The sequence below is a fragment of the Taibaiella koreensis genome, from assembly GCF_003545715.1.
Classification (GTDB): Bacteria; Bacteroidota; Bacteroidia; order Chitinophagales; family Chitinophagaceae; genus Taibaiella; species Taibaiella koreensis.
In genome coordinates, this window is sequence record NZ_QVNU01000001.1 from 240,470 (window position 1) to 253,583 (window position 13,114).

General features: G+C 50.7%; 12 protein-coding genes. 4 read left to right on the forward strand and 8 right to left on the reverse strand.

Translation table 11 applies throughout. The annotated features are described in order from the left end of the window. Positions 1-26: 26 nt before the first annotated feature. The 4 genes from DZK30_RS01045 (at position 27) to DZK30_RS01060 (ending at position 7,259) form a co-directional block, all read left to right on the forward strand. Positions 27-2,465 carry a TonB dependent receptor gene (locus tag DZK30_RS01045; protein ID WP_118972227.1) on the forward strand — a complete coding sequence of 813 codons (2,439 nt, stop codon included), beginning with the start codon at positions 27-29 and terminating at the stop codon, positions 2,463-2,465. A gap of 197 nt (positions 2,466-2,662) precedes the next feature. Beyond that, a complete protein-coding gene (locus tag DZK30_RS01050; RefSeq protein WP_118972228.1) occupies positions 2,663-4,588 on the forward strand; it encodes an ATP-binding protein in 1,926 nt (641 codons plus the stop codon). Continuing rightward, entirely contained in the window at positions 4,558-5,211 is a 654-nt protein-coding gene (locus tag DZK30_RS01055; RefSeq protein ID WP_118972229.1) for a response regulator transcription factor, read from the forward strand. Before DZK30_RS01050 ends, DZK30_RS01055 begins: the two co-directional genes overlap by 31 nt. Before the next feature lie 590 nt (positions 5,212-5,801). Continuing rightward, positions 5,802-7,259, forward strand: coding sequence for an aldehyde dehydrogenase (locus DZK30_RS01060; RefSeq protein ID WP_118972230.1), 1,458 nt, complete (start codon positions 5,802-5,804; stop codon positions 7,257-7,259). Positions 7,260-7,405: 146 nt separating this feature from the next. On the opposite strand, the gene DZK30_RS01065 is transcribed toward DZK30_RS01060, so the two are convergent. The 8 genes from DZK30_RS01065 to panD all read right to left on the reverse strand — a co-directional run bounded on the left by DZK30_RS01065 (position 7,406) and on the right by panD (position 13,059). Continuing rightward, the gene (locus DZK30_RS01065) at positions 7,406-7,792 is read right to left on the reverse strand and encodes a VOC family protein (protein WP_118972231.1); all 387 of its coding nucleotides are present in this window, start codon (positions 7,790-7,792) and stop codon (positions 7,406-7,408) included. Positions 7,793-8,044: 252 nt separating this feature from the next. Beyond that, the gene (locus DZK30_RS01070; RefSeq protein WP_240432831.1) at positions 8,045-8,347 is read right to left on the reverse strand and encodes an RNA polymerase alpha subunit C-terminal domain-containing protein; all 303 of its coding nucleotides are present in this window, start codon (positions 8,345-8,347) and stop codon (positions 8,045-8,047) included. Further along, a complete protein-coding gene (locus tag DZK30_RS01075) occupies positions 8,347-8,847 on the reverse strand; it encodes a DinB family protein (protein WP_118972233.1) in 501 nt (166 codons plus the stop codon). The genes DZK30_RS01070 and DZK30_RS01075 overlap by 1 nt, the downstream gene beginning before the upstream one ends. 449 nt (positions 8,848-9,296) lie before the next feature. Beyond that, complete coding sequence (locus tag DZK30_RS01080; RefSeq protein WP_118972234.1) at positions 9,297-10,439, reverse strand: T9SS type A sorting domain-containing protein; 1,143 nt, start codon at positions 10,437-10,439, stop codon at positions 9,297-9,299. Between the two features lie 124 nt (positions 10,440-10,563). After that, on the reverse strand, positions 10,564-11,064 hold the full coding sequence (gene paaD / locus DZK30_RS01085) for a 1,2-phenylacetyl-CoA epoxidase subunit PaaD (RefSeq protein WP_118972235.1): 501 nt from the start codon (positions 11,062-11,064) through the stop codon (positions 10,564-10,566). Positions 11,065-11,120: 56 nt separating this feature from the next. Then, positions 11,121-11,615, reverse strand: coding sequence for a D-glycero-beta-D-manno-heptose 1-phosphate adenylyltransferase (rfaE2, locus tag DZK30_RS01090; protein ID WP_118972236.1), 495 nt, complete (start codon positions 11,613-11,615; stop codon positions 11,121-11,123). After that, complete coding sequence (locus tag DZK30_RS01095) at positions 11,581-12,603, reverse strand: lysylphosphatidylglycerol synthase transmembrane domain-containing protein (protein ID WP_118972237.1); 1,023 nt, start codon at positions 12,601-12,603, stop codon at positions 11,581-11,583. Before DZK30_RS01095 ends, rfaE2 begins: the two co-directional genes overlap by 35 nt. Positions 12,604-12,714: 111 nt before the next feature. Continuing rightward, complete coding sequence (panD, locus tag DZK30_RS01100) at positions 12,715-13,059, reverse strand: aspartate 1-decarboxylase (RefSeq protein WP_118973361.1); 345 nt, start codon at positions 13,057-13,059, stop codon at positions 12,715-12,717. Between the last annotated feature and the right edge of the window lie 55 nt (positions 13,060-13,114).

Consider the following 13,114-nt stretch of genomic DNA (forward strand, 5'->3'; position numbering starts at 1 on the left):
TACCTTTAGACCCTAAACCGCTCCCTATGAAATTAACCCTACTCCTTAGCTGTCTCTTTTCTTTATGCGGTAGCGTTTCCTTTGCGCAGTCCACCTGCTCCCTTTCCGGCAAGCTCAAAGACACAAAGGGCGAGCCTTTGCCCGGTGCTTCGCTGATGCTCTTTCGTGATACGGTTCTGCTCAGGACGGCTATTTCCGATGCCGGCGGCGGGTTCATCCTGGAAGCGCTGCCTCAAGGCACTTATACCGTAAAGGCTTCCTCCGTAGGTTTTGAGCCCTATACATCGACACCTGTAATGCTACAAGCAAACCTTATCTTGCCCGATATCCTGCTGAAAGAGCAAGGCGGTCAGCTCCGGGAAGTCACGATACAGGCCCAGAAACCCTTTATAGAGGTAAGAGCAGATAAAATTGTGGTCAATGTAGAGAACAGCATCGTTAGCGCCGGTTCTTCCGTTATGGATGTGCTGCAACGTTCGCCCGGTGTTAATGTGGACAACAACGACAATATATCCTTGAAGGGGAAGGTTGGTGTTGTGATATGGATCGATGGTAAGCCTTCTCCCATGCAAGGCGCCGATCTGGCTACGGTGTTGCGTGCCATGCCTGCCGGTTCGGTAGATAAGATCGAGATCATCGCCAATCCCGGCGCACGGTTTGATGCGGCGGGCAGCGGCGGCATCATCAATATCAAAACAAAGAAGGACAAACGGCTGGGCCTGAACGGGACGGCTACCTTGAGTTACGGGCAAGGTCAATATCCCAAATACGGTGCAGGAATTAATCTCAACTACCGCAACAAAAAGCTGAATGTGTATGCCAACTATAATTATGCCTACCGTTACTGGTTCAATCACCTGATGCTGGACCGCAAATTCCTGGACACCACCGGCGATAGTCGCCAGCTATTCCGCTACAACCAGGATAACTATTCTTTGTATAATTTCAGCAACCATATCGCCAGTGCCGGAGTTGACTATAGTATAGGTCCCCAGACTACGGTGGGTGCGGCGTTAAGCTTCAGCAGCAACAGCTTTGATCCCAAGGCCGACAATGTTTCGCAGGCCCTGGATGGTAGCAACAGGCTGCTGTACAATTTCAATACGACCGGACGGCATACCAATTTTTATTACAACTATGCTGCCAACATCAACCTGCGCCATAGTTTCGACAGCAGCGGCAGGGAGCTGAGCATTGATGCAGATTACGCCGCTTTTGAAAACCAGAGCAACCAGTACTTTGTAACTACTTACCGCAATCCCGATGGCAGCGTTTATCAACCCGACTATTATCTCAAGAGCGACCTGGAAGGCGTAACTCGCATCCAGTCGCTTAAAGCCGACTATGTTCATCCCCTGGATCATGGGCTGCGATTGGAAGCCGGGCTGAAAGCCAGCTTTGCGCAAGCCGACAATGAACCGCTTTTCTATGAGATGGTCAACGGCGACTATACATTGGATACCAAAAGGAGCAATCATTTTATATACCAGGAAAATATCAATGCCGGTTATGTGAATGCCAGTAAAGACTGGTCTAAATGGAGTATGCAGCTGGGGCTGAGGGTGGAAAATACCAATGCGCAATGGGAGCAGCGCACCACAAGCCAGCAATATGATACCAGCTATACGCAGTTGTTCCCCAGCCTGGCGCTACAGTATCACCTCCACGCAAAGCATGACCTGGGCATTACCTTCAGCCGCAGGATCGAAAGACCTAATTACCAGCAGCTGAATCCCTTTAAATACTTTATCGATAAAACGACCTACCGGGAGGGCTATCCTTATCTGCAGCCGGCCTCGTTCTACTCTGTCGAGCTGTCGCATACCTTCAATCAACGCTTTGTAACCACCTTTACGTTCGGTATCAATAAAGGGGTGATCACCGAGGTAATCCAACCTAGCGAAACGGAAGATTCTGTTACGGTGCAAACCAATAAGAACCTGAGGCAGATGACCTTCGTGGGATTAAGCGGAGCCTATCCTTTTCAGCTTACCCGCTGGTGGAGCAACGTGACCAATTTTAATATTTATTACGCCCTTTACGAGGGTAATATTGCCAACACGCCCTTGCGTAACGGCAGCCCTACCTTCGACCTGAACACCAACAATACTTTCCTGTTGCCGGGTGACTTCTCTGCCGAGCTGGGCTTTTTTTACCAGGCACGACAGATATATGGTTATATGGATGTGCAACCTTTATGGATGCTGAATGCAGGTATTCAGAAGCATCTGCTGAGGAAACGGGCCACGATCAAGCTCAATATCCAGGATATATTTTTTACGGGTTATCCCAGGGCGACTTCGGTTTATACCGGCTATCGCGAAGATTTCGTAGCGGAACGGGAGACACGGGTAGCCAATATCGCTTTTATTTATCGTTTCGGGAAAAATACCGTTTCACCGGTGCGAAAGCGTGGTGGCGGTGCGGAGGAAGAAAAGAACAGGGCCGCAAGCGGCAATTCCTAAAGAGGGTAGTAGTCTCAGGCAAGAACCATATCGCAAGGTTTTTTTGCCGCAGCCGGTGTTCTCACCGGCTTTTTTTAGGTACATAATGTCCCCTTTTTAGGTATATTCTGTCCCTTAAAATCACTGTAGACGGGTATTTTAAATTGTACTTTGTTTTTATACTTTTATAGGAAGCCATTAAACCTAATTGGAGCCCTATGAAAGGATGCCTGCTCGTCATATTGCTCTGCCTGCCGGTAACAGCCATCTTTTCTCAAACCAGGGCTATAGACAGTATGCGTAGTAAAATCTACAGTGCTGCTGCTCCTGCTCTTAAAAAGCAGATGCTGCTGGAAGCGCTTCAGTCGCAACGTTCGCTTAACCTGGATACTTTGTATAGCTACGTCGCCCAGGCGGATGGCATCCGGCCGCATACGCCTGAGGCAGCGCTGGAGATCGGAGAGGCCAGAGCGTATTATTACTTGCGTATGGGCAAGACCGATTCGGCCCAGGCGGTTGTTGACAAAGGGTTAAGGGCCCTTGCCGGTTTCGGGGGCAGGATCCCGGTACGGCTGCAGATGATCTTCGGGTTGCTGCACGGGAGTATTCATTTGCGTAAGAATGATCTTAAGCTGGCGCTTGATGATTTCTTTACCGTATTGAGCCAGGCCGAAAGAAGCCGGAGTGAGGCCTTGCAGATCAGGGCCTTGAATGGCATAGGCTGGGTGTATATGGAAATGGTGCAGTATGAAGAGGCGATCAAATGGTTTCGCAAAGCGCTCGCTGTGCCGCGACGGCTGGCGCGCGCCAACAACTTTTGCCCGGTATACAGCAACCTGGCTTCCTGCTACGGCGCCCTGAGCATAAGCGATTCGGCGCATCGCTATGTAGAAGAAGCCCTCGCCTTCTCAATGCAATATGAGGATTTTACCTCTGAGGCCAATTCCCTGGTGATCAAAGCCAACATCGTTATGGCGGAAGGCCGGTACCCGGAAGCGATAACCTTGCTGAAACAGACCATTACACTGCGTAAAATGCTGAAGGACCCTTATTATGTACTTTCCGACCTGTGCATTCTCTCCAATATTTATGCGAGTATGGGCCGTACCAATGAGGCCCTTGCCGCTGCTAACGAAGCGATGATGATTGCCCGCAGGTACGATATCCGCGCCAAGTTGCCGATGATCTATACCTCCTTCGAAACGATCTACGCCCGGAGTAAGGATTATGAAAAGCTGGCCCGTACCTATGAAGAGCACCTGGCAATAAAAGATTCCGTTTACAGGAAGAACCTGGAAGAGGAGCTGGCCGACCGGGAGGCCTGGTACGAAACGGACAAAAAGGAAAGGGAGATCACACGTCAGAACCTCGTCATCCAGCACCAGCGCGATAGGGCCCAGGTAACCTTGTTCAGTCTATCAGGCCTTATTGTGCTCATCGGCGCCGGCGGCCTCATCTATGTTCAGCGCTATAAGGCCGGCCAGCAAAAGGAACGGTTTCGCTCTATGCTGGAGGCCGAGCAAAGGGAACGGATGCGTATTGCCAGAGATCTGCACGACAGCATTGGGCAAATGTTATCAGTGGTAAAGATGAATGTTTCCAATATACACTACCAGGCGCCGCCGGATGAGCAGGCAGCTACCGCAAACACACTGGCCATCGTCGATCGTACCATACAGGAGGTGCGGCATATTTCGCATAACCTCATACCCGAAGAGCTGGATTTTGGTATTGCCAATGCTTTGGAAGAGCTGTGCCGGAAGATCAATGAGGCCGGCGAAACACGGATAAAGCTGGATCTCCCTGACGATATAGGGAGCCAGGAATGGGACAAGCCATTTGCTCTTTCTCTTTATCGCATCGTACAGGAGCTGCTGGCCAATATGCTGAAGCATGCCCGGGCCAAACAGATACAGTTAAGCCTGACGCAGAAAGAAGATACGCTGATGCTTATTGTGGCAGATAACGGAATCGGGTTCGATACTAATATGTTGAAAGATGCCCGTGGGCTGGGCTGGAAGAATATCCGGGCCCGGGTACAGCTGCTGAATGGCCGCATGGCCATTCAATCGGAGCAAACAAACGGAACACAAATAACCATTGTCATACCCTTATGCACGACGAAGAAAGAATGCCGATCCTGATTGCCGATGACCACCAGCTGGTGATCGACGGGCTCAAGAGTATGCTGGTTTCAGAGCCACAGTACCATATTGCGGCCGAGGCCAATGACGGGGAGCAGGCCTGGGATCTGATCACCGCTACCTCCGGCCAATTCCGCTTGCTGATTACCGATGTCAACATGCCTCTGCTATCGGGTGTGGCGCTTTGCCGTAGGGTGAAGCAAAGCTATCCCGGTATCAAGGTGCTGATCGTGTCGATGTACAATAGTGTCTCAGTCGTAAAAGAAGCGGTCGCTGCCGAAGCAGATGGCTATATCCTGAAAAATACCGGTAAGACGGAGTTCCTCAAGGCCCTGCATCGCATCTCCGATGGTGGCACTTATTTTACCCAGGATATCTTACCGATCATCTACGGGCAGTATCAGAAGGAAAAGCAGCAAGAGGAGGCGTTGGACCATCTTTCACAGCGTGAGAAGGAAATACTGGCGCTCATCGTCAAGGAGCATACCAGTGAGGAAATTGCAGCACAGCTGTTCATCAGCAAGAAAACAGTAGATAATCACCGGGCGCACCTGCTGGAAAAAACCAATTGCAAATCGACTATAGGATTGGTAAAATATGCTATCAAGAACGGAATAGAATAAAGTATAAACAGGTACGGGAGAACCGGCCGGGAATAGGTATATATACCCATAGATTACCGCAGGAATCCCTATTGCAGAATAAGCTCTTTCTTGCCAACTTTGTATTACCCGTTTTAAACCCTGAACCTGCATGATGAAACGACAACTACACGCACATCCTACCGTTTTAATGTTGGTAGCTGCCTTCCGGCAACACAATAATCGCATTCATTCCGGTACGGCCAACCAGCTGTACGCTTAAAATGGTTATCATCAGGAACGATTTGCTGACACCGTGCCTGAAACTAACCCATAAACAGTAAACAGCAGCTGACGGAACCGGCCAGACTGAGGTGTACGATATACCCGACCTTTGTTGGATAGCCGGAGCAGTGCCGCACTCACTGCAACCGTACGACGCGCCAATGCGCCGGTCCGTCCCCTGCCTGTGTTCCCGATCTTATTCTCCCCCAAACCAGCCCAGAACTAGCGGTGGCCCGGCTGCCCCGTTGCCGGCCATCTCTTGGCACAGCGGCTCCTATATGCCCTGCCCTGAAGACAAATGCAAAAGGGATGGTTTTTTCCTCCCTTTTGTATTTTATCTTTGTACCATGAAAATAGCAGCACCCAAACAGATACTCAACTATATAGGCGGTGAATTTTGCGATCCTGAAAAAGGACAATTCATGGACAACGTCAATCCCGCTACAGGTGAGGTATACAGCCAAACCCCGGATAGCGATGAAGAGGACGTGCAACTGGCTGTTGACGCTGCGCAAAAGGCTTTTCCTGCCTGGAGCACTGCTACACCCGAATTCCGGTTTAAGATACTCAACCGTATAGCCGAACTGATCGAGACTAACCTCGACGACTTTGCCCTGGCAGAAACGAATGATAACGGCAAGCCGCTTTGGCTCAGCAAGAAAGTAGATATTCCCAGGGCCTCCGACAATTTCCGGTTCTTTGCTACCGGATTGATGCATTTTGCCTCGGAAAGCCACAGCATGCAGGATAAGGCAATCAACTATACGCTACGCAGCCCTATTGGTGTAGTGGGTTGCATCTCTCCCTGGAACCTGCCGCTCTACTTGTTTACCTGGAAAATAGCGCCAGCCCTGGCGGCAGGCAATTGTGTGGTGGCCAAGCCTTCCGAAGTAACACCTATGACAGCTTACCTGCTTTGCGAGATCGCACAGCAAGCCGGGCTGCCGGCCGGTGTGCTCAATATCGTTCATGGCGGTGGTCCCCGCTGCGGATCGGCTATTGTAGCCCATCCCGGCATCAAAGCGATATCGTTTACCGGCAGCACCCGTGCCGGCAAAGACATTGCGGCCACAGCGGCGCCTATGTTCAAGAAGCTGTCGCTGGAGCTGGGCGGAAAGAATCCCAATATCATCTTCGCCGATTGTGACTGGGAAAAGATGATGCGGACTACGTTGCAGTCTTCATTCGCCAACCAGGGGCAGATATGTCTTTGCGGCAGCCGTATCCTGGTAGAAGAAAGCATTTATGAAAAATTCAAATCGGAGTTTGTCGAAAAAGTACGGGCCCTGCATCCCGGCGATCCGCTGGAACCCACATCAAAGCAAGGTGCAATAGTGAGCAAGCTTCATTTTGATAAAGTGCTGGGCTGTATAGCGCTGGCCCGCGAGGAAGGTGGAACCATACTGCTGGGCGGCAAGGCGGTTGAGCCCGAAGGGCGCTGTGCCAATGGCTATTTTATCGAGCCCACCATTATTGAAGGTCTTGGCCCCGATAGCCGCACTAATATGGAAGAAATATTCGGCCCTGTTGTGACCCTGCAATCTTTCAAAACGGAAGAGGAAGCGTTACGCCTGGCCAATGCCAGCGACTACGGTCTGGCCGCTACCATCTGGACCGAAAACGTAACGCGCGCTCATCGCGTGGCTGCCATGGTGCATAGCGGCATCATATGGGTCAACTGCTGGTTGCTGCGCGATCTGCGCACTCCCTTTGGCGGCTTCAAAAACAGCGGTGTGGGCCGTGAAGGCGGCTGGGAGGCCCTGCGCTTCTTTACCGAACCCAAAAATGTTTGTATTGAGCTTTAATCTTCGCGGTATCAATATATAAATGCTCCGGTGCTTGGCGCCGGAGCATTTTATTATCATAGAAGATGTCGTACAGTCGAGGCTCGCTTCCGATTGCTTGCAAGGCATAACTACCGGTCATCGCTCTCCGCCGTTCCTTCAGGACCTTACATGAGCAGGACATTGAACTTATGGCCATCCGGATCGGCAAAGGTGAAGCCATAAAAGCTTCCGCCAAAAGCTTCCGGTGGGGAAATGATCTGGCCGCCGGCTGCTTCTACTTCTTTTGCCCAGCTATCCACCTGCTCTCTGCTATCGGTTGAAAGGGAGAACATCACTTCGCTTGCTTTTTGTGCATCGGCTATTTCGATCTTCATATTCGTTTGCAGCACCTCCTTCAGAAAAAAGTGTATGATGAGATTGTTCTCTCCGAAGAAAAAGCTAGTCAGGTCTTTGGAAGAGCCGTTGGACCTGAACCCGAGTTGTGTATAAAACCGGGTGGTCCGGTCCAGGTCGCTTACCGTCAGGTTGGCCCATATCATTTTAGGTGTCATAATCGTTTCGTTTTAGAATTAAAGAATGGTAGGTTATTATAAGAGGTCATTTTTTATCTTCTCAACCCGATGTCGCTTGGTGAATAAGGACGGTACCTGTTCGCCGGCGGCGTATTTCCTAATGAGGAAATGTTTCTCGATTTAGCATGTTACACCATCTTCTTTGCGTCCTTCGCGCATAGCTTGGCGGTCTTTGCGGTTAACCGGATGACATTTATTTTGGAAAGTGTTTTGCTAAAGGATATGCTCTTCTTAATCCGCTGGTTTGAAATCCAGTCCTGCGTCCTGTAATGCTTTCTTCAAAGCAGGTATGCTGGCCGGTCCCATGCCATGCAGCTTCAGTATTGCTTTCTGTGTATACGTTGCCAATTTCTTCAGGCTTGTAATATCCGCGTGTTCCAATGCCCTGCGCGCAGGTGCGCCCAGCAAAGCCAGGAATCCTTCCTCCGGACGGCTTTCGCGCTCACATACAGGACAAGTGGGACAATCGCTGCTTTTATAGTAGACGTGGCCTTGCGGGCAGGTGCGCTTCGTTCCTTTTTGCTGGTTCATCATCAGGCCGGTTGTTGTACAATATCCCTTATCTGTTCGGTGTGCCGCTGTGTGTGGAATAGCACAAAATTGAGCCACTCCCGCCGCGTAAGCTGTCCGAAGCCCGGGAATTCCGGTTGACTGCAGACCCAGTCGAGATCCATACTGCCGGCTAGTCCGTCGAGCTCAAGGCTGATGTCCTTCAGTGAAGCGATTATTCTTTCTTTGGGATGGTCTTTGTCTGTAGGCAGGATAAAATCGGGTGATTGCATTTTTATGTCCCGGTTAAGAAAAAGTTCGCGCAAGGGCTGTACTTGTTCGTCCGGTTGCCGCCGGGCGGGTTCACAAGGGCCGTTAAACAAGCCGCTCATGCCTGACGAAGCTTTGATAATATGTTCGGTTACCTGTCCTGCCGACCAGCCCTGTGTAGGCAGGCGATCGATTTGTTCCTGGTCGAGACCCGAGAGGAGGCCGGTAAGGTCATTGAACGTATTCCGGACCGATTGCTGCAATAACGCTTCCATAATATATCGATTTTAATGTTGGAGAGATCTGATTTAGTTTTGTACGGATTCAAGTGGCCCACCTATCATTGGAGCCACCTGGCCGGTAAGCGCCGATATGTCCCATATCTGTCGTCGGTTATTGCCGACCCATTGAAACGCTCTGTTCATAACGTTTGTTTTGCTTCACAAAGATCGCTGCTCTCTCTCTGTATCCTGCTGTGCCAATAGGGCAAAATGAGGGGGCGCATGCGACAATGAACAGGGCGGCCCATGTGAAAACAAGACCAACCCTTCGATAGTTCATTTCCGTTTGTCGGGATGCCTGAATATTAGAAACGTGAGATTGGTTTGTTTACCAACACGGTTACTGAACTTGTCGAAGCACGTCACTGCGCTTGTGCCTTTCGATAGCTCAGGAGCAGGAATGCCTTGCCAGGCTTATAGAGAGTAGATTGCTTCAGCTTATATCAAAACCGTATTAGCTTGACCAGCTCGGTGCCGGCAGCGGTGTGCAGCGATACGAAATAGATGCCGGGGGCGATGCCGGTCAGAGGGATGGTGTATTCGTTGTCACCGGTCAGCGAAGGGATATTGACATTGCTCCAGCGGGAATTACCGTTTATATCAGTCAGTGTCAGCTGAATCACTTCCGGGGCGCTTAAGGTATAGCGGATCTGGACCGTGCTGCCACTCGCGGGGTTGGGATATATCGTAATACGATTGCTGAAATTAGGGTTGCCTGCGGAGTCGACCATGGGCAATTTACGGGAATAGGTGCGGGTCAGGAAAGCGAGATGGGCCCGGTTAAACGAACTGCCGTCGCCCTGCTCCGTAATACCGAAATCGGCCAACGCGAATACGGCAGCTTTTACGGCGATATCCTCTGCGCCTATATTGGCCGGTTTATCGACGATGCAATAGTCCAGGTAACCGGTATGCTGTAGCAAGGGAAGCGTAGCGCCCGCCTGAGCCGCAGCCAATCCGCTGAAGGTGTGGTCAGGATGGTCCCGCAGGTTGATCGTTTTATCGTGATCCTGGTAGCTCAGCGTGATATTGGAATAGCCGGCTGTCTCTTTTTCCATAATGGCCCTGATGGTATGCACGAGGTCATGCCAGCCCTCATACGTAGTAGAGCTGTCCAGGGCCGTGATGCGGTCGATGCGGCCGTCGTGCAGGTATTCCAGGCTTTGCCCCATATAGCCCGAGCTGAAGCAACCATCGGGAAGACGAAGGAAATAAGTGCGTACATGTTTGTAGGGATAGCAAAGCATGTCGTGGCCATTGATCGTAACATGACGGGTCTGACAGGCGGAGTCAACTACCGTCTTCATATCGGCACTGAAACGTACTGAATTCAGCACACCTCTTTCGCGCGAGCGGGCAAGGCGAAGATTGGCTTTAGGGCGGTTGGCGGTGGCATCACCCGAAGTAGTGAGGATAAAGATGACCCGGTTGCTGGTATCCTGTATGTCGCTATAGGCGTCATTGCCCATAAACAGCTGCCAATCGTCGGGGTGTGCTACCACATAAATGGCGGCTTTATTTTGAGCAGAAGAAAAAGAAAAGATAAAAAGGGCGGACAGGGAGAGCAGCCAGTGGCGCAAAAACATGGATTATGATTTGGGCTGCAAACGTAATAAAGGATTAATAAATTGTGAAATGTGGTATGTTATTTTTCGGTCAACCCTTTGTTTAAGGCAGGATTTCTAAAGGAATCAGAAAAATATAAGACTTCTAATGGCATTTGAAATGCTCAAAAGGCTCTTTGCAATCCAGGCAGCGATACATGGACTTACAGCTGGTAGCACCAAACTGGCTAACCATTTCGGTATGATGAGAATGACAACGGGGACATTCGATCTCTTCTTCTTCAAACAAGTCCAAAGCCTCCTGTGCACGGCGCTGGGGAGGAGCGATGCCGTAAGCCAGCATTTTGGCCTTACCTTCCTCAGTGATCCAGTCGGTAGTCCAGGCAGGCGCCAGCTGCAATTCTACAGTCACTTTGGCTACACCGCGCCCCAACAGGGCCATCCGTATCTGCATGCTGATGATATCCATTGCCGGGCAGCCGCTGTAGGTGGGGGTTATAGTCACCGAAACTTCCCGGCCATCATCGACAAGGATCACGTCCCGTACAATACCCAGGTCCAGGATGGACACGGCAGGTATTTCAGGATCGGATATCTCCGCCAGCCAGGCGTACACCTGCGGAATAGATAGTTTTTCGGTGGTCATTCAATTACAAATATAAGATAAATCGGGGCGGGGTAACATTGAAATAGCCGATCTGCTTATTGCTTCATCCTGTTGATGAGGGAAGTTGTGGAAAAGCCTTCCAGCGTAGGAACAATGACAGTACGTCCGCCGTAACCAGTAACAAAATCGTTACCCACTACCGTTTCGGGGGTATAATCGCCGCCTTTTACGATCACGTCGGGACGGATCGCTTCAATCAGCTGAAGCGGCGTGTCTTCATCAAACAGGCAAACAGCATCGACGAACAATTGTGCTGCCATGACCAGCGCACGGGAATGCTCGTCGTTGAGCGGGCGGTCTTCACCTTTTAGCCGCTTTACAGAGGCATCGGTATTCAATCCCAGCACCAGCTTATTGCCCTCTTCCGCCGCCGCCAGCAGCAGCTGTATATGGCCCTGGTGGAGCACATCAAAGCAGCCGTTGGTAAATACGATCTTATAGCCCTTGACCCGCCAGCCTGCGCAAAGGTGCGCCAGGTCCTCACGACTCATGATCTTAGCTTGTACGGACTCTTTCTTGGACAGCTTCATGTTGTTTGCGATTGTATAAAGGTAGGGCGATCAAAGCGATCATACCCAGCACTAGTACGATGGCCGTTTGCGCGGCCCAGCTCACCCAGCCATAGGCCAGGCCTATGCCTTCGCTGAGGCCGTACAGCATCAGTACCTGCGCTACAATGACAGGATAAGCGCCGATGCCGCCCGGGGTAGCGATCATGCCCACGCTGCCAAAGGAAATAACAGCGAGGCCCGATAGCAGCGGCAGGCTTTCTGTTTCGGGCAGGGCCTGGTAGCCGACCACGATCGCACCGGTATAGCAAGTCCAGATCAGCAAGGTGTACAGCAGGAATAATCCTTTTTTCCGCACCAGTGCGATAGCCTTCAGGCCTTCGCCGATGCCCTTAATGACATGCCCTATCTTGGAATTTTTGATCTTACGGTAGAGCAGGACAAGTACGATAATGCCGGCCAATAATACACCCAATGCGATCAGTATCCGCGCCCAGATGAATTGGCCGCCGGCATCCGTGAACAGCTTCAGGTAAAGGTCTCTGGCTATGGGGTAGATCACATCGTATTGCACGCCCAGGGTCAGCAGCACGATCGCGATAAGGCATACCATATCGAAAGCCCGTTCGGCTATAATGGTGCCTACGAGCTTATCGGCCGGGACCTTTTCATATTTGGCGAGAACAGTGCACTTGGCCACCTCTCCCAGGCGAGGTACCAGGGTATTGGCCAGGTAGCCGATCAGCACCGAAAAGGTAGTGTTGGCCGTAGAAGGATAAATATCCAATGGTTGCAGGATCAGCTTCCAGCGAAGCGCTCTGAAAAAATGGGAAAGAAAGCCGATAATAAAGATCGGCAGCGCATATCCCCAGCGCACATGTCGAAAGGCAGCGAACATTGCCTCTTTCTCCTCCTCGTTCATGGCATTGTACCGCCATACGATCAATCCTATGCCCAGTCCCAGGAAAATGATCAGCTGCAATGTGGTCGATACGGTCTTTTTGGTCATTATTATGCTGGAGGGTTAAGCGTAAAGGTACCGGTTGAGACGGTAATAAAATGGAAATCAAAAATCAAAAATCAAATTTCAATTTCTGATTTCCACAAGAGGGGGGTTAAATTACAATTTGTTGCCTTCTTTCGGGAAGATCACCGTAGGCTTGAATGATTTGGCTTCCTCAAAATCCATCAACGCATAAGAGATGATGATCACCATATCTCCGGGACTCACCTTACGCGCCGCCGGACCATTCAGGCATATCTTGCCGCTGCCTCTTATGCCTTTGATAATATAGGTCTCCAATCGTTCACCATTATTCAGGTTGACGATCTGTACCTTTTCATGCTCGATAAAGTTAGCGGCATCCATCAGGTCCTCATCAATGGTCACGCTGCCGATGTAATTCAGATCCGCTTCCGTTACGACCACCCGGTGCAGCTTCGACTTCATTACCTGTATTTGCATATGCATAGTTTTGCGCCGCAAAGCTACAAAGAATAAATAATATGCACCATTAGCC